This window comes from Streptomyces bobili (assembly GCF_002154575.1).
Lineage (GTDB): Bacteria > Actinomycetota > Actinomycetes > Streptomycetales > Streptomycetaceae > Streptomyces > Streptomyces bobili.
The window spans coordinates 1-20,834 of sequence record NZ_MUBA01000168.1; the positions used below are offsets into that span (position 1 = coordinate 1).

20 protein-coding genes are annotated in these 20,834 nt (G+C 71.6%); 11 read left to right on the forward strand and 9 right to left on the reverse strand.

The window, feature by feature from the left end:
- Positions 1-990, reverse strand: a 990-nt coding sequence (locus tag BZL64_RS14410; protein ID WP_086769582.1) for an aminotransferase-like domain-containing protein, incomplete at its 3' end; no start/stop codon positions are given.
- Between the two features lie 47 nt (positions 991-1,037).
- Here BZL64_RS14410 and BZL64_RS14415 point away from each other — a divergent pair.
- A complete protein-coding gene (locus tag BZL64_RS14415; RefSeq protein WP_086769583.1) occupies positions 1,038-1,577 on the forward strand; it encodes a carboxymuconolactone decarboxylase family protein in 540 nt (179 codons plus the stop codon).
- Between the two features lie 137 nt (positions 1,578-1,714).
- Here the strand turns inward: BZL64_RS14415 and BZL64_RS14420 are convergent, their stop codons facing one another.
- The 3 genes from BZL64_RS14420 to BZL64_RS14430 form a co-directional block, all read right to left on the reverse strand.
- A complete protein-coding gene (locus BZL64_RS14420) occupies positions 1,715-3,202 on the reverse strand; it encodes a glutamate synthase subunit beta (RefSeq protein WP_086769584.1) in 1,488 nt (495 codons plus the stop codon).
- 129 nt (positions 3,203-3,331) lie between these two features.
- Positions 3,332-3,811: an anthrone oxygenase family protein gene (locus tag BZL64_RS14425; RefSeq protein ID WP_086769585.1), complete on the reverse strand. Its 480-nt coding sequence runs from the start codon at positions 3,809-3,811 to the stop codon at positions 3,332-3,334.
- A 165-nt stretch (positions 3,812-3,976) separates the two neighbouring features.
- Complete coding sequence (locus tag BZL64_RS14430; RefSeq protein WP_086769586.1) at positions 3,977-4,678, reverse strand: DUF2293 domain-containing protein; 702 nt, start codon at positions 4,676-4,678, stop codon at positions 3,977-3,979.
- Between the two features lie 155 nt (positions 4,679-4,833).
- Between BZL64_RS14430 and BZL64_RS14435 the strand changes: the two genes are divergently transcribed.
- The 3 genes from BZL64_RS14435 (at position 4,834) to BZL64_RS14445 (ending at position 6,666) form a co-directional block, all read left to right on the forward strand.
- Positions 4,834-5,475, forward strand: coding sequence for a nucleoside/nucleotide kinase family protein (locus BZL64_RS14435; RefSeq protein ID WP_086769587.1), 642 nt, complete (start codon positions 4,834-4,836; stop codon positions 5,473-5,475).
- A 158-nt stretch (positions 5,476-5,633) separates the two neighbouring features.
- Positions 5,634-6,047 (forward strand): PPOX class F420-dependent oxidoreductase, encoded by a 414-nt coding sequence (locus tag BZL64_RS14440; protein ID WP_086769588.1) that lies wholly within the window; start codon positions 5,634-5,636, stop codon positions 6,045-6,047.
- A gap of 178 nt (positions 6,048-6,225) precedes the next feature.
- Entirely contained in the window at positions 6,226-6,666 is a 441-nt protein-coding gene (locus BZL64_RS14445; RefSeq protein ID WP_086769589.1) for a CBS domain-containing protein, read from the forward strand.
- Positions 6,667-6,691: 25 nt separating this feature from the next.
- On the opposite strand, the gene BZL64_RS14450 is transcribed toward BZL64_RS14445, so the two are convergent.
- The gene (locus BZL64_RS14450; RefSeq protein ID WP_086769590.1) at positions 6,692-7,819 is read right to left on the reverse strand and encodes a magnesium and cobalt transport protein CorA; all 1,128 of its coding nucleotides are present in this window, start codon (positions 7,817-7,819) and stop codon (positions 6,692-6,694) included.
- A 289-nt stretch (positions 7,820-8,108) separates the two neighbouring features.
- On the opposite strand from BZL64_RS14450, the gene BZL64_RS14455 reads away from it, so the two are divergent.
- Positions 8,109-8,903 (forward strand): methyltransferase, encoded by a 795-nt coding sequence (locus BZL64_RS14455; protein WP_086769612.1) that lies wholly within the window; start codon positions 8,109-8,111, stop codon positions 8,901-8,903.
- Between the two features lie 152 nt (positions 8,904-9,055).
- Here BZL64_RS14455 and BZL64_RS14460 read toward each other — a convergent pair whose 3' ends face one another.
- Entirely contained in the window at positions 9,056-9,970 is a 915-nt protein-coding gene (locus BZL64_RS14460) for a carbohydrate kinase family protein (RefSeq protein ID WP_425276044.1), read from the reverse strand.
- A gap of 92 nt (positions 9,971-10,062) precedes the next feature.
- Positions 10,063-10,968: a pseudouridine-5'-phosphate glycosidase gene (locus BZL64_RS14465; RefSeq protein ID WP_086769614.1), complete on the reverse strand. Its 906-nt coding sequence runs from the start codon at positions 10,966-10,968 to the stop codon at positions 10,063-10,065.
- Positions 10,969-11,070: 102 nt separating this feature from the next.
- Between BZL64_RS14465 and BZL64_RS14470 the strand changes: the two genes are divergently transcribed.
- Positions 11,071-11,499, forward strand: a complete 429-nt coding sequence (locus BZL64_RS14470) for a VOC family protein (protein ID WP_208639439.1) — start codon at positions 11,071-11,073, stop codon at positions 11,497-11,499.
- Between the two features lie 68 nt (positions 11,500-11,567).
- Here BZL64_RS14470 and BZL64_RS14475 read toward each other — a convergent pair whose 3' ends face one another.
- Positions 11,568-12,122 (reverse strand): methylated-DNA--[protein]-cysteine S-methyltransferase, encoded by a 555-nt coding sequence (locus tag BZL64_RS14475; RefSeq protein WP_086769592.1) that lies wholly within the window; start codon positions 12,120-12,122, stop codon positions 11,568-11,570.
- A 50-nt stretch (positions 12,123-12,172) separates the two neighbouring features.
- Positions 12,173-13,045, reverse strand: a complete 873-nt coding sequence (locus BZL64_RS14480) for a glycerophosphodiester phosphodiesterase (RefSeq protein WP_086769593.1) — start codon at positions 13,043-13,045, stop codon at positions 12,173-12,175.
- Between the two features lie 277 nt (positions 13,046-13,322).
- Between BZL64_RS14480 and BZL64_RS14485 the strand changes: the two genes are divergently transcribed.
- The 5 genes from BZL64_RS14485 to BZL64_RS14505 all read left to right on the forward strand — a co-directional run bounded on the left by BZL64_RS14485 (position 13,323) and on the right by BZL64_RS14505 (position 20,683).
- Positions 13,323-14,180, forward strand: a complete 858-nt coding sequence (locus tag BZL64_RS14485) for an MHYT domain-containing protein (protein ID WP_086769594.1) — start codon at positions 13,323-13,325, stop codon at positions 14,178-14,180.
- 40 nt (positions 14,181-14,220) lie between these two features.
- The gene (uvrB, locus tag BZL64_RS14490) at positions 14,221-16,368 is read left to right on the forward strand and encodes an excinuclease ABC subunit UvrB (protein WP_086769595.1); all 2,148 of its coding nucleotides are present in this window, start codon (positions 14,221-14,223) and stop codon (positions 16,366-16,368) included.
- Positions 16,369-16,521: 153 nt separating this feature from the next.
- Positions 16,522-17,100 (forward strand): TerD family protein, encoded by a 579-nt coding sequence (locus BZL64_RS14495; RefSeq protein ID WP_086769596.1) that lies wholly within the window; start codon positions 16,522-16,524, stop codon positions 17,098-17,100.
- A gap of 226 nt (positions 17,101-17,326) precedes the next feature.
- Positions 17,327-19,360, forward strand: a complete 2,034-nt coding sequence (locus tag BZL64_RS14500; RefSeq protein ID WP_086769597.1) for a TerD family protein — start codon at positions 17,327-17,329, stop codon at positions 19,358-19,360.
- Positions 19,361-19,651: 291 nt separating this feature from the next.
- Positions 19,652-20,683, forward strand: a complete 1,032-nt coding sequence (locus BZL64_RS14505; protein ID WP_086769598.1) for a TerC family protein — start codon at positions 19,652-19,654, stop codon at positions 20,681-20,683.
- The last annotated feature ends 151 nt before the right edge of the window (positions 20,684-20,834 follow it).

Here is a 20,834-nt window from a genome sequence, read left to right on the forward strand (position 1 = left end):
CGGCAGCACCATCCAGCCCAGCCGCAGCGCCGGCGACAGGCTCTTGCTGACCGAGCCGAGGTGGATCACGTGCTCGGGGTCCAGGCCCTGGAGCGCGCCCACGGGCCTGCGGTCGTAGCGGAACTCGCCGTCGTAGTCGTCCTCCAGCACCACCGTGCCACGCGCGCGTGCCCAGTCGATCACCGCGGCCCGGCGGGTGGCGTGCAGCGGACCGCCGGTCGGGAACTGATGCGCGGGCGTGAGCAGCACCCCCCGCTCGCGCCCCAGGAGGTCGACGCGCGCCCCGTCCCCGTCGAGCGGCAGCGCGACCGTCCGTACGCCCGCCGCGGCCAGCAGCTCCCGGTGGAACCCCAGCCCGTACGCCTCCACCGCCAGCGGACCGCGCAGCACGCCGCCCCCGCCCTGGCCGAACAGCAGCCGCAGCGCGTGCGCGAAGCCGGAGCAGATCACGATGCGGTCGGGTTCGGTGCGCACGCCACGCGCGCGTGCCAGGTACGCGGTGAGCGCCTCGCGCAACTCGCGGCGCCCGGCGGGGGCACCGGGCCCGAACACCTCGTTGGGCGCCTGCTGGAGCGCCCGCCGGTAGGACGCCAGCCAGGCCGCGCGCGGGAACGCCGACACGTCCGGGCTGCCCTGCCGGAGGTCGTGCAGGCGGCCATGCGCGCGTGGAGCTGCCTCAACGGGCCCTCGCGCGGTGTGTCGCAGGGGTTCCACGCGGTCGGCGACCCGCGTCCCGGACCCCTGGCGAGCCGTCAGCCAGCCCTCCGCCACCAGCTCCGCGTAGGCGTCGGCCACGGTGTTGCGCGCGACCCCGAGGTCGGCGGCGAGCGAACGGTACGGCGGCAGCCGGGTGCCCGGAGCGAGCCGCCCGCCGCGCACGGCGTCGCGCAGCGCCCGGATCAGCGCGGCCCGCCGCCCGCCAGGACCGGACAGTTCCAGATGCAGGTCGGCGCCGATCCGCTCAGCGGAATTGACCCATGATTCCTCCATGAGAATGCACCCTACAGAGGGTCTTTCCGGCCCGTAGATTGATCTGCATGACGACGACGAACACGATCGACACCCGGACGACCACGACCGAGACCCAGTCCCTGCCCACCGCCGCGATCGCCGCCGCCGAGGCCGGCCGGAGCCGTCTGGACCTCGCGAAGTCCGCCCGCAAGGCGTTCCGCGCGCTCGTCGGCTTCGACGCTGCCGCCCGCGAGGGACTCGACCCCGCCCTCGTCGAACTGATCCAGATCCGCGCCTCCCACCTCAACCACTGTGCCTACTGCCTCCACATGCACACCAACGACGCACGCAAGGCAGGCGAGAGCGAGGACCGCCTGCACCTGGTCGCCGTCTGGCGGGAGGCCCGGCACTTCTTCACCGAGAAGGAGCAGGCCGCCCTGGCCCTGACGGAGGCGGTCACGCTGGTGGCCGACGGCGGTGTCCCCGACGACGTCTACGCCGAGGCCGCGGCCCGTTTCGACGACGCCGAACTCGCCCAGGTGCTGGCCCTCATCTGCACGATCAACACCTGGAACCGGGTCGCCATCGCCACGGCCAAGGTCGCGGGCACGGACGAGCGGCGCTGAAACGACCGGCCGCCGGCCCGCGGTCGGTCATCGGCCGCGCGTCCTTCCTGCGGGCTCGTCCGCACGGTCATCGGCCCCGCGCCTTCCCTGCGGGCTCGCCCGCACGGTCACCGGCCCCGCGCCTTCCCTGCGCTCGTCTATACGCTCATCGGCCGGTCGTACGGTCCGATCGGCGCCGGCAACCGTGAGCTTCCCGTCAGCGCGCGGTCGACGGCCGCCGCGACCGCCCGTCCCTCCGCGATCGCCCACACGATCAGCGACTGCCCGCGCGCGGCGTCCCCGGCGGCGAACACGCCGGGAACGTTCGTCGCGAAGTCCGTGTCCCGCGCGATCGTGCCGCGCGGCTCCAGCGCCAGCCCCAGCTGTTCGATCAGCCCGTCGTCGCGGTCGGGCCCGGAGAAACCCAGGGCGAGCAGCACCAGATCGGCGGGGAGCGCGCGTGCGGTGCCCTCCACGGGCCGCCGTTTCTCGTCGACCTCGACGAGGTGCAGCGCCCGGACGTGCCCACTCTCGTCACCGGTGAAGCGGAGCGTGGACGCCGCGAAGAGGCGCGCGTCCGCGTCGGCGGCCGGCGCCGTGCCGAGATGGCGCGCCTCCTCGTGCGCCGCGGACAGCCGGTAGATCTTCGGGTACGTCGGCCAGGGATCGGCGTCCTCGTCGCGCTCCGCGCCCGGCTGGGCGTAGATGTCCAGCTGGGTCACCGACGCGGCGCCCTCCCGGATCGCCGTGCCCAGACAGTCGGCGCCCGTGTCGCCGCCGCCGACGATGACGACGTGCTTGCCTGCGGCGGACATCGGGGACCGCTCCAGGTCGCCCTCGCACACCCGGTTCGCCAGCGGCAGGTACTCCATGGCCTGCTGGATGCCGGTCAACTCCCGCCCCGGTACGTGCAGTTCCCGCCACTCGGTCGCTCCGGTGGCGATCACCACGGCGTCGTAGCGGGTCCGCAGATCGTCGGCCATGACGTCCCGCCCGATGGTCGTCGACGTACGGAACTTCGTGCCCTCCGCCCGCATCTGCTCGATCCGGCGCTCCAGGTGCCGCTTCCCCATCTTGAACTCGGGGATGCCGTACCGCATCAGCCCGCCGATGCGGTCGTCCTTCTCGTAGACGGCGACCGTGTGCCCGGCCCGCGTCAGCTGCTGCGCGGCGGCCAGCCCGGTGGGCCCGGAGCCGATCACCGCCACCGTCCGCCCGGACAGCCGGTCCGGCGGCCGGGGCGGGGTGAGTCCGTCCGCCCAGGCCCGGTCGGCGATGGCGACCTCGACGTTCTTGATGGTGACGGCGGGCTGGTTGATGGCCAGCACGCACCCCGCCTCGCACGGCGCCGGACACAACCGGCCGGTGAACTCGGGGAAGTTGTTCGTCGCGTGCAGCCGGTCGCTCGCCGCCCGCCAGTCCTCACGCGAGACCAGGTCGTTCCACTCGGGGATCAGGTTGCCGAGCGGGCAGGCCTCGTGGCAGAACGGGACACCGCAGTCCATGCAGCGGTCGGCCTGTTCGCTGATGATGGGGAGCAGCGCGCCGGGGACGTACACCTCGTCCCAGTCGCGGACCCGCTCCCCGGCCGGCCTGCGTGGCCAGTCCTGGCGGGGCGTGGTCATGAAACCCTTGGGATCGGCCATGGCCGTCTTCCTTGCGTGCGCGTGCGACGGGGCCGTGCGTCATCGGGCGGCACTCTTCCGGCCACGATACGTCCCCTCCCCGCCCCGCGCAGAGCGTCGGACAGCGCTTGCTGCGCGCGTGCCGGGCGCTCATGTCAGAGCCAGCACGTAGGTGAGCGCGGCGGCGGCCGAGGCGACCGTGCGGACGTGGTTCCACGCCGTCCACTCGCTCACGTACACCGGCCAGTAGGCGGTCGCCTCCGGGGTGTCCGGGGCCTGCGCGAGCAAGGTGTTGTTGCGGGGCACGTTCGCCAGCGCGGTCACCCCGAACGAGCCGAAGACATACAGCGCACTGCCCAGCAGCAGCTCCACCGCCCCCTCGTCCGGCCACCGCACGAACGTCACCACGGCGATCACCGCACACAGCACCGCCGAGCCGACGAACAGGAGCATGAACGCCGGCCTCACCGCCGCCACGTTGATCGCCTTCATCGCGGCGGCGCCCTGCGCGGGCGGCAGCGAGGCCAGTCCTTTCATCACGAAGGTCGAGAACCCGCAGAAGACCCCCGCCACCAGCCCGGTCCCCAGCGCCCCGAGCACCACCAGCACGAAATACGGTCCCTCGATCATGTCGTCCCTCCCACACCCTGCCGGGCACCCGCCCGCCTTCTGTCCGTCCGTCCCCACCAGTCAAGTCGCCCGCGTGAACAGCCACCATCGCCGAGAGCCTCGGCCCCATACGCGAACGTCCAGGGGCGGGGACCGCCCCGCTTCCCTCCTCGCCTCCGCCGCAGCTCAGCGACCGGCGCCTGCCTCCGTCTCCCACCCCCATTCCCGCAGCACCGTCTCCACGCCCGCCGCGATCCGCCGCCGCGCCTGCCGTCGCGGCACTCCGCCCATCAGCAGCCCGTCGTACGAGGTGTCCAGATGCCGTACGGACGCCACCACCGCCGAGACGACCGCCCCCTCGGACAACGCCCGCCCGGCGGCGCTGCGCCCGACCCTCCCGCTGCCCCGCACCGACGCGTGCGCGGCGATCTCCTCGGCCCGGTCCCGCGGGCAGCCGGGGAACAGCCGCAGGATCTCCACCGCGAACGCCTCCGCGAACCGCGCGTCCCGCGCCGCCCGCAACCGGGCGTCCCGCACCCGTCGCCGTCCCCGCGCCTCGGCGTCCGCCAGGCAGCGCGTCTCCGCCCGCGCCAGCCCCGCCTCCTCGACGAGGACGCCCTGCCGCTCATAGCGCCCTTTGCGGCGGTTGAACCGGACGACGACCACCGAGAGCCTGCTCTCCTCCCGCGCCCTGCGGGTGAGCGCCGTGTCACCGCGCGGCAGGAACACCAGATGCCCCAGGTCCGCGCAGCCGAGACAGTACGGTGCCCGGTCCTCGACGACGAGCATCGGCAGCGGCCCCCGCCCGCACCCGGCGCAGTGCCGCCGCCGCGACGGCTGGATCACGACAAGCCCGGCAGTGGGCGGGGGAGTTGAGACGTCCTGCATACCGGCTGCATTCCCCCTCCCCGGTCCGCGTATGACAACGGCCGCGCACCTCCGGCACGCCGGGCGCACATGGCGGGCCTCGGCGGGCCCCCGCACCTGCCTGCCGCCCGCGGCATCCGTGAGCGCGGCGCGTTCGGAACGGCATCTGTCGCATCATGGGCCATGTGCGACTCGAAGCGATCACCTGGGAACGGCTCGGCGACCTCCTCGCCGACCGCCTGCTCGACCTGAAGCCGGAGGACGGCAGCCCCTGGCCGCGCATCGCCTTCGACGGTGCCCCGGCGGCCCGCCCCGGCGACCTCGCCGAACGCGTCGCCGAAACGCTGCGGACACGAGGCCGCCCCTCCCGCGTCGTCGACACCCAGGGCTTCCTGCGCCCCGCCTCCGTCCGCCTGGAGTACGGCCGCCATGACGTCGAGGCCTACTACGACGGCTGGTTCGACACCGGTGCCCTGTGGCGTGAGGTGTTCGGCCCCCTCGAATCCGGTGGCGACGGGCGGATCCTTCCCGACCTGTGGGACCCGGTCACCGACCGCGCCACCCGCAGCCCCTACGTCCAACTCCCGCCCCGTGGTTTCCTGTTGCTGCACGGTCCCCTCCTGCTGCGTCACTGGTTCCCCTTCGACCTGACCGTTCATGTCCTCCTGTCGTCGCCCGCCCTGCTCCGCCGCACCCCCGAGGCCGAGCGGTGGACGCTGCCCGCCTTCGAGCGCTACGACCAGGAGACCGATCCGGCGGTGGCGGCCGACGTGCTGGTCCGCGCGGACGATCCCCGGCATCCGGCGTGGAACGGGTGACCAGGCGGACCATCCGGGGTGGTCCGATCCTTGGTCGGCTGGTCGGCTGGTCGGCTGGTCGGCTGGTCGGCTGGTCCGTGGCTGGTCCACCAACGGTCCGCGAGGCAGTGTTGCCGTAACCCCTATTAAATGCATGTGCATGCAACTAGGGTGCTGTCATGACGATCTCCTCCAGCGCCCCCGTGTCCCTCGACGCCTCGGTCCGTACCCTCCTCGACGGCAGGAACTTCGCCTCCGTCGCGACGCTCGGCCCTGACGGGGCTCCCCAGAACTCGGTGGTCTGGATCAAACGTGAGGGCGACACCGTCCTGTTCTCCTCCACCGACGGACGGCAGAAGGTGCGCAACCTCCGCCGTGACCCCCGCATCAGCCTCTCGGTCTTCGACCTCGCCAACCCCTACACCTCCGTCGAGATCCGCGGCACCGCCGAGATCCTCCCCGACGACGACAAGCGCCTCCCTCACGAGCTGTCCCACAAGTACCTCGGCATCGACCCGCCGGCCGAGAAGGACGACGAAGTGCGCCTGATCATCCGCGTCGTGCCGCGGAAGGTCGTCGGGTTCTCGGCCTGAACCCTGCCGAGGGTGCCGTGCCACGTGTCAGGTGGCGGCTTCTGCCTGCCGCCTTCTGCCTGACGTGCGGTCGGCGACCGGCCCGGCGAGAATGGGACGCCGGGACACGAGAGTGCAGGGCGCCGGGACGGTGGCGCACACCGCGTCGCGCCGGCCGTCCCGCACCGGGAGGTACACCATGACCACCGCCGGACAGATCATGCACCGGGGCGCCCAGTGGATCCCCGCCCACGAGACCCTCGACCGCGCCGCCCAGTTGATGCGCGAACTCAACGTCGGAGCCCTGCCCATCAGCGACGAGAACGAACGGCTCTGCGGCATCCTCACCGACCGCGACATCGTCGTGGGCTGTGTGGCCATGGGCCACGACCCCGCCAAGGTCACCGCCGGTCAGATGGCCAAGGGAACCCCGCGCTGGGTCGACGCCGACGCCGATGTCAGCGAGGTGCTCCAGGAGATGCAGGGTCACCAGATCAAGCGGCTGCCGGTGATCGAGAACAAGCGCCTGGTGGGCATGATCAGCGAGGCCGACCTCGCCCAGCACCTGAGTGACGACCAGATGGCCTCGTGGGCCGAGAGCGTCTACGCCAGGACCGGTACCGGCAGCGCCCGCACCTGACGCCGGCCCGCCGGCAACCGCCCCCTCAGAGCCAGCCGTTGCGCCGGAAGCCGCGGTACAGGGACAGACAGGCGACGGTTATCAGCCCGATCGCCATGCCGTAGCCGTACTTCCAGTGCAGCTCCGGCATGTGGTCGAAGTTCATGCCGTAGACCCCGCAGATCATCGTCGGCACGGCGACGATCGCGGCCCACGCGGTGATCTTCCGCATGTCCTCGTTCTGCGCCACCGTGACCTGGGCGAGGTGCGCCTGGAGGATCGAGTTGAGCAGTTCGTCGAAGGCTGAGATCTGTTCCGTGGCGCGCAGCAGATGGTCGGAGACATCCCGGAAGTAGGCCTGTATCTCCGGATCCACCACCCGCATCGGCCGGGCCGCCAGATCCTGGAGCGGCCGGCTCAGCGGAACCACCGCCCGCTTCAGCTCCAGGAGTTCGCGCTTGAGCTGGTAGATGCGCCCGGGGTCGGCCCGCGCGCCGTTCTCCGCGAAGACGTCCGTCTCGACCTGGTCGATGTCCGCGTGGACGGAGTCGATGACGTTGAGATATTCGTCGACCACGTGGTCCGCGACCGCGTGCAGCACCGCCGACGGTCCCTTGGCGAGCTGGCCGGGAGCGGACTCCAGTTCCTCGCGCAGCGGACCCAGCGATCCGTGCCGGCCGTGGCGCACGGTGACGACGAAGTCCTGGCCGACGAACACCATGATCTCGCCGGTGTTGACCACCTCGCTCGTCGACGTGAGCTGCTCGTGCTCGACGTAGCAGACGGTTTTGAACACGGCGAACAGCGTCTCGCCGTACCGCTCCACCTTCGGGCGCTGATGGGCCTCGACCGCGTCCTCGACGGCCAGTGGATGCAGGTCGAAGAGGTCGGCGATGCCCGCGAACTCCGCGTTCGTCGGCTCGTGGAGCCCGAGCCAGACGAAACCGTGCCCGCTCTTGCGCACCCGCTCCACGGTGTCGACCAGATCGCCGCCGACCGGGGCGCGGGTTCCCTCGCGGTACGTCACGCAGTTCACCACCGAGGAGCCCAGCGGGGAGCGCGCGGGGTGGCTCAGATCGACCCGCACACGTCGGCGGGCCAGGCGCGCCACCCTGCGCAGGCCGCCGACTCCGCCCAGGCCAGTGACCTTCCGCAGATTTCCCGCCATGGTCATCCGGACCTCCTCCTGTGGATCCCCCGTGCGTGTGCTCACGCCCTGGCATGTCAGTCTGCCAGGCGAGGGCAGACCCTGGGTAAGCCTGTGGAAAGGGGACGTTCCGCTTTGTTCCCGCCTGTGGAAAACCCGTAATAGTGCCTGACAGGGGCCTGAACGGGGCCCGATGGGGTCTGCCTCCGGGCGCGGACTCACCTCCCGTTTCCTCTCCGGGCCGGCCGCCCTCGGCCACCGCCTCGCGGTCGCGTCGCCCTCCAGGGAAACCAGGACAACTGGGATGATCAGCCGTATGACGCGAACCGGCCGATACCTCCTCGACAATCAGCGGACCGAGGCGGGGGAGCGCTTCGACGCCGTTGCCGCCCTCTTCGACCCCACGACGTTCCGGCACCTCGACGGCCTGGGCGTGGGCCCCGGCTGGCGTTGCTGGGAGGCCGGCGCGGGCGGCACCTCGGTGGTGTCCTGGCTGGCGAAGAAGGTCGGCCCCACCGGCAAGGTCGTCGCCACCGACATCGACATCTCACGACTGACCGGGGCCGCCCGCCCGCCGGTCGAGGTACGGGTGCACGACATCGGCGCCGAGCAGCCGCCCGCGGAGGGCTTCGACCTGGTCCACGCCCGGCTGGTCCTCGTCCACGTCCCGGAGCGGGAGCGGGCCCTGCGCTCCATGGTCCAGGCTCTGCGGCCGGGCGGCCGGCTCCTGCTGGAGGACGCGGACCCGGCCCTCCAGCCGCTGCCCTGCCCCGACGAGCACGGCCCCGAGCAGCAGTTGGCGAACCGCCTGCGCCACGGGTTCCGCACGCTCCTGGCGGACCGCGGCGCCGACCTCTCCTACGGCCGCAGGCTCCCGCGCCTGCTCCGGGAGGCTGGACTGCGCGGCGTGGAGGCCGACGCGCACTTCCCCCTCACCTCGCCCGCCTGCGCCGCCCTGGAATCCGCGACGGTCCGTCAGATCCGCGCCGACCTCGTGGCCGCGGGCCTCGCGACCGACGAGGACATCGACCGCCACCTCGCCAACGTCGCCTCCGGCGGCATGGACCTCGCGACGGCACCGATGATCTCGGCCTGGGGGAGAAAGGCATAGGCCGGACCGCCGACACCAGGCAGCCTCCGGTCCCGGCCGTCCCCTTCGTACGCCGACACCGGGCGCGGCGGTCCCGCGCCCCGTCGTACGCCGACACCCGCAGTCGCGTCCCCGCCACCCTCCCGGCGCCCGTGACCGGCGGTGCGGTGCTGTCACCGAGCAGGCGTCGTCTCCACCACCCCCGTGTGCGTCGGCGGTCTGCCGCCCACCCGCTCCACCGCCAGAGCGCCCGCCGCGCACCCCTCCACCGCGGCCTCGGCGGGCTCGGTCCCCGCGAGCAGGGCGGCGAGGAACGCGCCCGTGAAGGCGTCGCCCGCCCCCGTGGTGTCACGGGGTGCCGCCGGGACGGCCGGGACCCGCGCGACGACGGCGCCGTCCCGCGCCACCACAGCCCCGTCCGCTCCTTGTTTCGCCACCACCAGTGGCACCCGGCGGCTGAGTTCGGCAGCCGCCTCCGCCCCGTCGGCGGTCCCGGTCAGCAGACACGCCTCGTCCCTGCTGGGCAGCAGCACGTCCACGCCCCGCACCAGGGCGAGGAACCGGTCGGCGCCCAGTTCCCCCAGGAACCCCGTCGACGCCGGATCCAGGCTCACCGGCACTCCACGCGCGCGTGCGGAGGCCACCGCCGTCCGCACCAGCGCACGCCCCGACGCGGAGAACAGCAGATAGCCCGACAGATGCAGCCGGGCGACCCCGTCGAGCAGCATGTCCGACCAGTCGTCCGGTTCGAGCCGCAGGGAGGCGCCGCTGTCGGTGAGGAACGTCCGCTCGGCCGCGGCCCCCGTGTCGACCAGGCAGATCACCGTGCCCGTCGGCGCCTCGGGATCGACGACGAGCAAGGGCCGTACGCCGCCGGCGACCAGTTCCCGCTCGTGCCAGGCCGCCGCCTCCGCACCGACCCGGCCGAGCAGTCGTACGTCCGCACATCCCCAGTGGGCCGCCCAGCACGCCACGTTGGCGCCCGCCCCGCCCGGCAGGGTCCGGATCAGCGCGGCCGTGTCCGTCCCGGAGGCCAGCGGTCCCCGGTGACGCGCGACGACATCGGTGACGACGTCCCCCACGACCAGCAGCGCGCGCCGCGCGCGAGCGCTGCTCGGTCCCGGTCCCGGTCCCGGCCCCGAGCCGCCGGAGCCGTCATGCGGTGCGTCCGGACTCCCGGTCACGCCCCGGCCCACGCCGAGGCGATGCGCCCCGCCAGCCGTACGTTGCCGCGCACCGCCGCCAGGTTGGCGCTCAGCGACGCGCCCTCGGTGTGGCGGACCAGGTGGTCGAGCAGGTACGGCGTGACGGCCTGGCCCGTGACTCCCTCCGCCGCGCAGGCCTCCAGCGCGTCCGCGAGCACGCGCGCGTGCAGCGCGGGATCCAGCTGCTCCTCCTGGGGAACCGGATTCGCCACGATCAGAGCCGACTCCGGTACGCCCAGGGCGTCCTGAGCCCTCATCACGTCCGCCACCTGGCCGGGACTCTCCAGCGTCCAGTCCACCGGATGCCCCGAATCGGACAGGTAGAAGCCGGGGAAGCGATCCGTGCCGTACCCGGCGACGGCGACCCCCAGCGTCTCCAGCCGCTGAAGCGTCGCCGGCACGTCCAGGATCGATTTCACCCCCGCGCACACCACCGTGATCCGGGTACGCGCCAGCAGGCCCAGGTCGGCCGACTCGTCCTGGGTGGCCGTCCACTCCCGGTGCACCCCGCCGAGCCCGCCCGTCGCGAACACGCGCACCCCGGCCAGCGCGGCCAGCAGCGCGGTCGCCGACACCGTGGTCGCCCCGCTCGCCCCCGAGGCGACCGCGAGCGGCAGGTCACGGTGGCCCAGCTTGCGGATCCCGTCCTCGTTGGCGATCCGCTCCAGCTGCTCCTTGTCGAGGCCGACATGGGGCCGCCCGTCCAGCACGGCGATCGTCGCCGGGACGGCGCCCTCCTCGCGCACCACCGCCTCCAGCTCCCGCGCCACCTGAAGGTTGCGCGGCCGTGGCAGCCCGTGGGCGATGATCGTGGACTCCAACGCCACCACGGGTCGACGCGCGTCGACCGCCTCCCGTACCTCTTCCGACACCACCAGCACCACGTGCCCGCCTCCTGTCCGTCGGTCTTCCCTCATCCCTGGCGGGCGGCGCGCCCGGTCAAACCCTTGCGGCCTGTGGGGGACGACACCAGCCTGGAAGGCATGACCGACAACCTGCCTCGCCTGGACCACGTCGTCCTGTGGGTCCGCGACCCGCTCGCCGCGGCCGACTTCTACGAGAACATCGTCGGCCTGGCGCCCGTCCGGCTCGACGCGTTCGCCGCGGGAGAGGAGCCCTTCCCCTCCGTCCGGGTCGACGACGGGACCCTCCTCGACCTCATGCCGCTGACCATGGTGACGCGCATGACGATGCTCCCCGGCGCGGCCGACAGTGCCGGACACCCCGTGAACCACATCTGCCTCGCCCTGCCCCGGACCGCCTTCGACGCCCTCCACACCCGCCTGACCGAGCACGCCGTCCCCGTCTCGGACGTCTCGCACGGCTCCTTCGGCGCCCGTGGCGAGGCCACCCGCAGCCTCTACTTCCGCGACCCGGACGGCAACGTCGTCGAGATCCGGCACTACGACTGACACACCGGTACGCCCGCCCCGCGCCGCCCCGCCCCCCTCAGAGGCCGCCTCGGCGCGGGGCCGGCCGCTCAGAACAGCGGCTCGGGCAGGACCCCCTCCAGGGCCAGCAGCCTGCGCTTGGCCTCCAGGCCGCCCCCGAAGCCGCCTATTCCGCCGTCGCTCTCCACGACCCGGTGGCAGGGCACGACGACCGGCAGGGGATTGGCGCCCATCGCCGCTCCCACCGCCTGCGCGGCACCCGGCTGCCCCACGCGCTTGGCGAGATCGCCATAGCCCACGACCGCGCCGTACGGGACGCCGGAGGCCAGCTCACGCAGGACCTGACGGTTGAAGCCGGAGATCAGCGACCAGTCCAGGGGCAGGGCGAAATCGCGTCGCTCGCCGGCGAAGTAGGCGCGGACCTGGCCTATCGCCTCGGACAGCAGTGGCGAGTCGGGTGACTCGACGGGTTCCGCACCCAGCCGGTCCGCGAGGCGGCCGAGCGCCTTCTCACGCACGGCTTCGTCGGCGTGGAACACGACGTTGACCAGGCCCTCGCGGGTCGCGGCCAGCAGCAGCGGACCGATGCCGGTGCCGACGACGGCCCACACGACCTGCTGCTCGTACTGCCCATGGCTGTCCATGCGCCCACGGTACGACCCACCACTGACAACGCCGGGGACCGGTCGCGGCATCAGTCCCAGTACAGGGCCCGCGCCACCACGTCCGGCCTGTTGGTGATGACGCCGTCGATGCCGTACCCGGCCATCCTCCGGGCCGTGGAGGCGTCGTCGACGGTCCAGACGAAGATCCTCAGCGGACTGCCGTGCGGTCCTGTGACCGCGTGCACGGCGGAGACGTACCCGGCGGTGAGGGACACGTACGAGGGGTTGATCAGATCGGCGAAGGCCGCGTACCCGGGCAGGTCCCGCACCGCCGGCTTGCCGAGCAGGCCCGTCGTCACCGACGGCTCGAGATCGTGGACGGCCCGCAGACTGCCGGCGCTGAAGCTCTGCACGATCAGCCGGCCCGCGAGGTGCTCCCCGTCCAGCCATCCCTCGTCGGCGAGCACCTTGAGGGTGTCCGCTTCGATGCCCGGGTACAGCTCGGGGTTCTTCACCTCCAGCAGCAGTTTCTGGTCGTGATGCTCGACCCGGCGGACGTACTCCCCGAGCGTCGGCACGCGCGCGCCCGCGTACGCGGGGCCGAACCAACTGCCCGCGTCGAGCCGCGCCACCTCCGCCGCGGTGAAGTCCTTCACCTTCCACGGGGCGCGCCCCGGAAAGACGTCCTCGACGTCCGTGGTCCGGCTGAGGCTGTCGTCATGGATCACCACGAGCGTGCCGTCCTTGGTGCGCTGGACGTCGTTCTCCACCCAGCGAACGCCCAGGTCGGCGGCTGCGTCGACGGCCGCCAGGGTGTTCTCGGGCGCCTGGGCGGAAGCACCCCGGTGGGCGATCACCGAGGGCTGTCCCACGATGCCCGCCCGTGCGTCATGGACGGGGAGCAGGAGGGCGACGACGCCCACCAGCGCGGTGGTCGTCGCGGCAACTGCGCGCGCGTGCATGCGTACTCCTCGCGTCGGCCGATCACCTACCGCTCCACTGTGGCAGCAGAGAGTCAACGGCGGGTGGGCGCGGGAGGACCACGGGATGAAGGTTGACGGCCGGGACCGCTTCACGGGTGCCGCACATTGGGGCAAGGCCGTGTTTCTTTGCCGGAAAATCGTTCGACCATTCCGGTGGCAGTCATACTGCTCTGCGTCGACCCCGACCGTCCGCGCGGTCGTGGGTGGGGGGGCGCGTTCCAGGCATTCCAGCAACAGGGCGGAAGGGCAACCGCGCATGCACGGCACGGTCGACGGATTCAGCTACGGACTCGTCACACCGCTGGTGGCCTATCTCATGGCCTGCCTCGGCGGTGCCCTAGGCCTGCGCTGCACGACCCGAGCGCTGCTCGTCGCCCACTCCTGGCGCCCCGGATGGCTCGCCCTGGGCGCCGCTGCGATCGGCTCCGGCATCTGGACCATGCATTTCGTCGCCATGATGGGCTTCTCGGTCGCGGGCGCCCCGATCCACTACGACAAACCCATGACCTACGCCAGCCTCGGTGTCGCCGTCGTCATGGTGGGCGTCGGGATCTTCATCGTCGGCTACAAGGGCGCCACCGGCACCGCGCTCTTCACCGGAGGCACGATCACCGGCCTCGGGATCGCGTCGATGCACTACCTGGGCATGGCCGGCATGCGCTTCGACGGCAAGTTCGAGTACAACACCCTCACCGTGGGTATCTCCGTGGCCATCGCGATGGCCGCCGCCACCGCCGCCCTGTGGGCCGCAGGGCAGGTCAGGGGCTTCCTGTGGAGCGTCGGCGCCAGCCTCGTCATGGGGCTGGCCGTCACCGGCATGCACTACACGGGCATGGCCGCCCTCAGCGTCGACCTGCACACCACGGGCACGCCGTCCGCCGGCGACTCGCCCGCCGCCCTTCTCGCGCCCATGCTGATCGGCCCGCTCGCCTTCCTCTGCCTCGCCGGCGTCGTGGTGATGTTCGACCCGCTCATGGTCATGGGCAAGCCCGACTGGACCCCCGCCGAGCACAAGCCCGGCGTCCCGGCCCACCCGCACACCGTCGGCCGGACCCGGCTCCGCACCCGCCGCAAGGTGGCTCTCCACGAGAGCCGGACCCCGCAGAACCGCTGATCGGACCGCATTGTCAGTGGTGGGTCGTACGGTGGATGGCATGCGGCCCGTTTCCCACATCGAACGCACGGTGGCGCCCTTCGAGGTCGTCAGCCCCTACCAGCCCAGCGGTGACCAGCCGGCGGCCATCGCCGAGCTGGCCAAGCGCGTCGAGGCCGGTGAGAAGGACGTCGTCCTCCTGGGCGCGACCGGCACCGGCAAGTCCGCCACGACCGCGTGGATGATCGAGAAGCTCCAGCGCCCCACCCTCGTGATGGCGCCGAACAAGACGCTGGCCGCCCAGCTGGCGAACGAGTTCCGAGAGCTCCTGCCGAACAACGCGGTGGAGTACTTCGTCTCGTACTACGACTACTACCAGCCCGAGGCGTACGTCCCGCAGTCGGACACCTACATCGAGAAGGACTCCTCGGTCAACGAGGAGGTCGAGCGCCTGCGCCACTCCGCGACCAACTCCCTCCTCACCCGCCGCGACGTCATCGTGGTCGCCTCGGTCTCCTGCATCTACGGCCTCGGTACGCCGCAGGAGTACGTGGACCGGATGGTCACCCTCAAGGTCGGCGAGGAGATCGACCGCGACCAGCTGCTGCGCCGCTTCGTGGACATCCAGTACACGCGCAACGACACGGCCTTCACCCGTGGCACCTTCCGGGTCCGCGGCGACACCATCGAGATCTTCCCGGTCTACGAGGAACTGGCCGTCCGCATCGAGATGTTCGGCGACGAGATCGAGGCGCTGTCCACCCTCCATCCGCTCACCGGCGAGATCATCAGCGACGACGAGCACCTGTACGTCTTCCCCGCCACCCACTACGTGGCAGGCCCGGAGCGCCTGGAGCGCGCCGTCAACGACATCGAGAAGGAGATGGGCGAGCGCCTCGCCGAACTGGAGAAGCAGGGCAAGCTCCTCGAGGCCCAGCGCCTGCGCATGCGCACCACGTACGACCTCGAGATGCTCCGCCAGATCGGCAGCTGCTCGGGCGTGGAGAACTACTCGATGCACTTCGACGGCCGTGAGCCCGGCTCCCCGCCGAACACCCTGATCGACTACTTCCCCGACGACTTCCTGCTCGTCATCGACGAGTCCCATGTCACCGTCCCGCAGATCGGCGCCATGTACGAGGGCGACGCCTCCCGCAAGCGCACCCTCGTCGACCACGGCTTCCGGCTGCCCTCCGCCCTGGACAACCGCCCGCTGAAGTGGGAGGAGTTCCAGAAGCGCATCGGACAGACCGTCTACCTGTCGGCGACGCCCGGCAAGTACGAACTCTCCCGCGGGGACGGGGTCGTCGAGCAGATCATCCGCCCCACCGGCCTCATCGACCCCGAGATCGTCGTCAAGCCCACCGAGGGCCAGATCGACGACCTGGTGCACGAGATCCGCACGCGCGTCGAGAGGGACGAACGCGTCCTGGTCACCACCCTCACCAAGAAGATGTCCGAGGACCTCACCGACTACTTCCTCGAACTCGGCATCCAGGTGCGCTATCTGCACAGCGACGTCGACACCCTGCGCCGCATCGAGCTGCTGCGCGAACTGCGGGCCGGCGAGTTCGACGTACTGGTCGGCATCAACCTCCTGAGGGAGGGCCTCGACCTGCCGGAGGTGTCTCTGGTGGCGATCCTCGACGCCGACAAGGAGGGCTTCCTGCGCTCCGGCACCTCGCTGATCCAGACCATCGGCCGCGCCGCGCGCAACGTCTCCGGCCAGGTCCACATGTACGCCGACAAGATCACTCCGGGCATGGAGCGGGCCATCGAGGAGACCAACCGCCGCCGCGAGAAGCAGATCGCCTACAACACGGCGCGCGGCATCGACCCGCAGCCGCTCCGCAAGAAGATCAACGACATCGTCGCGCAGATCGCGCGCGAGGAGGTCGACACCGAGCAGCTCCTGGGCTCCGGCTACCGCGCGAAGAAGGACGGCGGCGGTACCAAGGCGCCGGTCCCCTCCCTCGGCGGCAAGGCGGCCAAGGGCGCGACGTCGGCGAAGTCCGCGAAGGGGAAGGCCAAGGAGACGGTCCCGACCGACCGCCCCGCGGCCGAACTCGCCGGGCAGATCGAGGAGATGACGGCGCGGATGCGGGCGGCCGCCGCGGACCTCCAGTTCGAGGTCGCGGCCCGACTGCGCGACGAGGTCTCCGAGATGAAGAAGGAACTGCGCCAGATGAAGGAGGCCGGCCTTGCCTGACGGACCGGGCGGGCCCGGCCGCCGTACGCCCTGTGTTGCAAGAACGACACAAAGTGCGGTCCTGGGTACGGCACTGTCAGTGGCGTTGCGTAGGGTTTTCGTCAACCGCGGGGACCGCGGCAACAGGGGACAGTCCGAGAGGGGAATCAGCGCGTGACCGTCAACATGACCAAGGGTCAGGCCATCAGTCTGCAGAAGGCCGACGGAGGCAGCCTGACCGCGGTGCGCATGGGTCTCGGCTGGCAGGCTGCCCCGCGGCGCGGCCTGTTCGGCTCCCGCACCCGGGAGATCGACCTCGATGCCTCCGCGGTTCTCTTCGCGGACAAGCAGCCTGTCGACGTCGTCTTCTTCCGCCACCTGGTGAGCGACGACGGCTCAGTCCGTCACACCGGCGACAACCTGGTCGGCGGCGTGGGCCAGGGCGGCGACGACGAGGCGATCCTGGTCGACCTGTCCCGCGTCCCGGTCCACATCGACCAGATCGTCTTCACGGTGAACTCCTTCACCGGCCAGACCTTCCAGGAGGTGCAGAACGCCTTCTGCCGCCTGGTCGACGAGACCAACGGCCAGGAGCTGGCGCGCTACACGCTGGCGGGCGGCGGCGCCTACACGGCACAGATCATGGCCAAGGTGCACCGGGTGGGCGCGGGCTGGAACATGACCGCCCTCGGCGCTCCCGCCAACGGCCGTACGTTCCAGGACCTGATGCCGGCGATCCTGCCCGCGCTCTAGGGTTTTTCGTTCGGGTCAGGCCGGAGCAGGGAGCGGGGTCTGGTGCCGTGCGTCGCAAGGCGGAGGACGGAGTCAGGGCGGAGCCCTGGGGACCGACGACAACGCGGCGAGGTGCGGTGCCAGGGCCCGCGAGCCCGGTCTGACCCGAACGAGAGGCCCTAAGACCGGCCGGGCCGGGCGAGCGGCACACGACAACACGACACGCGACGCAGGGGGACCACAGGCGATGACGGCCGAGCTGGTGCGGGGCCAGAACCACCCGCTCTCCGAAGCCCGCCTAGAGATCAGGGTCTCGGCCGGCACCCCGGTCGTGGCGGCTGCCACCCTCAGCGACGAGAGCGGCAGGATCCACGGCGTGGAATGGGTGGCCCACCCGGGCGCACCCACTCTGCCCGGTGTCGAGGTCTCCCGGCAGGCGGCAGCCGACCATCGCCTCGCGGTGGACCTGGACGCCGTCGCGGAGACCGTGCACCGTGTCAGTGTCCTGCTCGCCCTGCCCACCGGTGTGGGCGGACCGGTCGACTTCGGCTCCCTCGCGGCTCCGGTCGTCGCCGTGACCGGCCTCGACGGCACCGAGGTGGCCGGCTTCACCCTGACCGGCCTCGGTCCCGAATCGGCCGTCGTCGCCCTGGAGCTGTACCGGCGCCAGGGCGCCTGGAAGGTCCGCGCGATCGGTCAGGGGTACGCGGGCGGCCTGGCCGACCTCCTCGCCGACCAGGGCCTTGCCCAGGCCCATCAGCTCGCGTCCGCCATCAACGAGGCCGTGGCCCAGGGCGTGGCCCGCTCGGTACCCGCCCCACCGTCGCGTACGGCCGACGGCGACCGCTCCCGCCAGACGACCGCCTCCGCCCTCGGCCCCGACCAGGCGGCATCCCCGTACGGCGGACAGGGCGCCCAGACTGCCTCCGACCCGTACCAGGGATCCCAGGGCAACCAGGTCCCGCAGGGTGCCGCAGACGCCGTGGCGAGCTATCCGACGGGACCCGCGGACCCCTCGGCCACCACCCAGCCGGGCACTCCCGCGGCGTCCGGCACCGGCGGCCCTGTCGACTACAGCCATCCGCGCCGGCGGAACACCGCCCCTGCGCCCCCGCCCGCCGCGCCGCCGGCCGAGCCCGGCCGGCCCGCGCAGCCGGTCGCCGGTGACGCCACCGGCTGGTCGATGGAGGAGCGGCTCTACAACCAGGTCTGGGGCATGTTCGAGGACCTGGCGCGCAGCACGGCCGCGTACCGCAGTGCCGTCGACTTCGCCGACACGCGGATGGACAGGGAACTCGACGAGGTCCTCTCCGACCCGCGCAGCCGGATCGGCGGTCAGGGCGACGCGGCCCGCGAGTCCGCTCGCGCCAAGCACGCCCAGCTCGTCGACCAGGCGCGGCAGGTCCTGGACCGGGACCTCGCCCAGCTCGCCGCCGAGGCCGACGTCGTCGAGCCGGCCCTGCCGCCGGCCTACGCGCGCTGGGACAACCCGACCTGGCACGCCTACCGCGTCCCCATGGAGATGCCCATGGCCCTGCGGCTGGGCGACCTCCACCTGCCCGAGAGCGACCGGCTGCGCATCCCCATGCTCATCCGGCTCCCGCTGGAGCGTGGTCTGTGGATCGACAGCGGGCGGACCGGGTCGCCCGACGGCTCGTTCCTCGACTCCCACGAGCTGCGCCGTCTCGCGCTCGACTCGGCCGTCGCGCACACGGCCCGGCTGCTGGCGGTCCATCCGGCCGACGAGTTCACGGTGCATGTCCTCGACCCGGCCGGTTCGGGTGCGCAGGCGTTCGCCCCGCTGGTGCACAGCGGCGTGCTCACGGCGCCGCCCGCCGTGGGCGCGGCCGGTGTGGCGGACATCCTGACCCGGCTCACCGAGCACGTCGACCTGGTGCAGATGGCGGTGCGTGGCGGTGCCGCCGACTCCCTCCCACCCGACTTCGACACGGCCCACCAGCTCTTGGTCGTCAACGACTTCCCGCACGGTTTCGACGACCGTGCCGTGACCCGGCTCCGCTACCTCGCGGACGAGGGCCCGGCCGTAGGCGTCCACCTGATGCTGGTCGCCGACCGTGAGGACGCCGCCGGTTACGGTCCGTTGCTGGACCCGCTGTGGCGCGGGCTGATGCGCCTCACTCCGGTGCCGGAGGACCACCTCGCCGATCCCTGGGTCGGGCACGCCTGGACCTACGAGCCGGCCCTGCTGCCGCCGGGCAGCCAGGTGCTCCAGCAGGTCCTCGCGCAGGTCGCCGAGGCTCGCCGCCTGTGGCGGAAGTGATCCGGTTCTGTCTTTCGCCAAGTAACCGTAAAGGTCCGCTGACCAGGTAACTTGACCTTTCTTTTGCCGATCACTTTACCTTTCCTTGGTGATTGGGTACTGTTTTCCCCACGGAGGGGAGTACTCCCTATCTGCTGCGGCGTACCCGTCAATACGGATCAGGCCTGATCCCGGGGCGTCGGCCCGTGTGGACCCGCGCGCATGCCGTGCGCCGGGACCCGGGGTGGAAGAGACCTCCGGCAGCGCGACGACGCTGATCACCTGCCGTTACGTACTGCCGGAGGCGCAGCAGTGGATGTTTCCCTGACCTTGTGGGTCCTGACCATCGTGGGCTTGAGTGCCCTGATCGCGATCGACTTCTTCATCGGCCGCAAGCCGCATGACGTGTCGATCAAGGAAGCCGGTATCTGGACCGTCGTCTGGATCGCCCTGGCCGGCCTGTTCGGGCTCGGCCTGTTCCTCTTCGGCGGGGGCGAGCCCGCCGGAGAGTTCTTCGCGGGCTTCATCACCGAGAAGTCGCTCAGTGTCGACAACCTCTTCGTCTTCGTCCTGATCATGGCGAAGTTCGCCGTCCCCTCGCAGTACCAGCAGCGGGTCCTGCTCGTCGGCGTGCTCATAGCCCTGGTCCTGAGGGCGATCTTCATCGCCGCGGGCGCCGCGATCCTGGCCAGCTTCGCCTGGGTGTTCTACCTGTTCGGCGCCTTCCTCATCTGGACCGCCTGGAAGCTCATCCAGGAGGCCAGGGCCGACCAGGAGGACGAGGAGTTCGAGGAGAACAAGCTGCTCAAGGCCGCCGAGCGCAGGTTCGGGGTCGCCGACCGCTACCACGGCACCAAGCTGTGGATCGAGCAGAACGGCAAGCGCGTCATGACGCCGATGCTGGTCGTGATGCTCGCGATCGGCTCCACCGACGTGCTCTTCGCCCTCGACTCGATCCCCGCGATCTTCGGCCTGACGCAGGATCCCTACATCGTGTTCACGGCCAACGCCTTCGCGCTGATGGGCCTCAGGCAGCTGTACTTCCTCATCGGCGGCCTGCTGAGGAAGCTGGTCCACCTCAGCTACGGCCTGTCGATCATCCTCGGCTTCATCGGCGTGAAGCTGGTGCTGCACGCGCTGCACGAGTCCGGGGTCCACGTCCCCGAGATCAGCATCCCGGTCTCGCTCGGTGTCATCTGCGCCGTCCTGATCGTCACCACGATCACCAGCCTGTGGGCCTCGAAGAGGCAGGCGGCGGCCGAGCAGGTGGCGGCCGAGAAGACGGGGGCCGAGAAGACCGGGACCGGCAGCGAAGGCTCTCCGAAGGACAGCATCGACGTCTGACCGCGGAGCACGCGGGGACGACAGACAGCTTGGAGCGGTGCCCGGCGATTCGCCGGGCACCGCTCCGGGCGCTCGCGCAGTCCGCTGGCGTAGTCCGCTGGCGTAGTCCCCTCTGGTCCACCCGCGTCGACCGAAATGCACGGTCCGTACC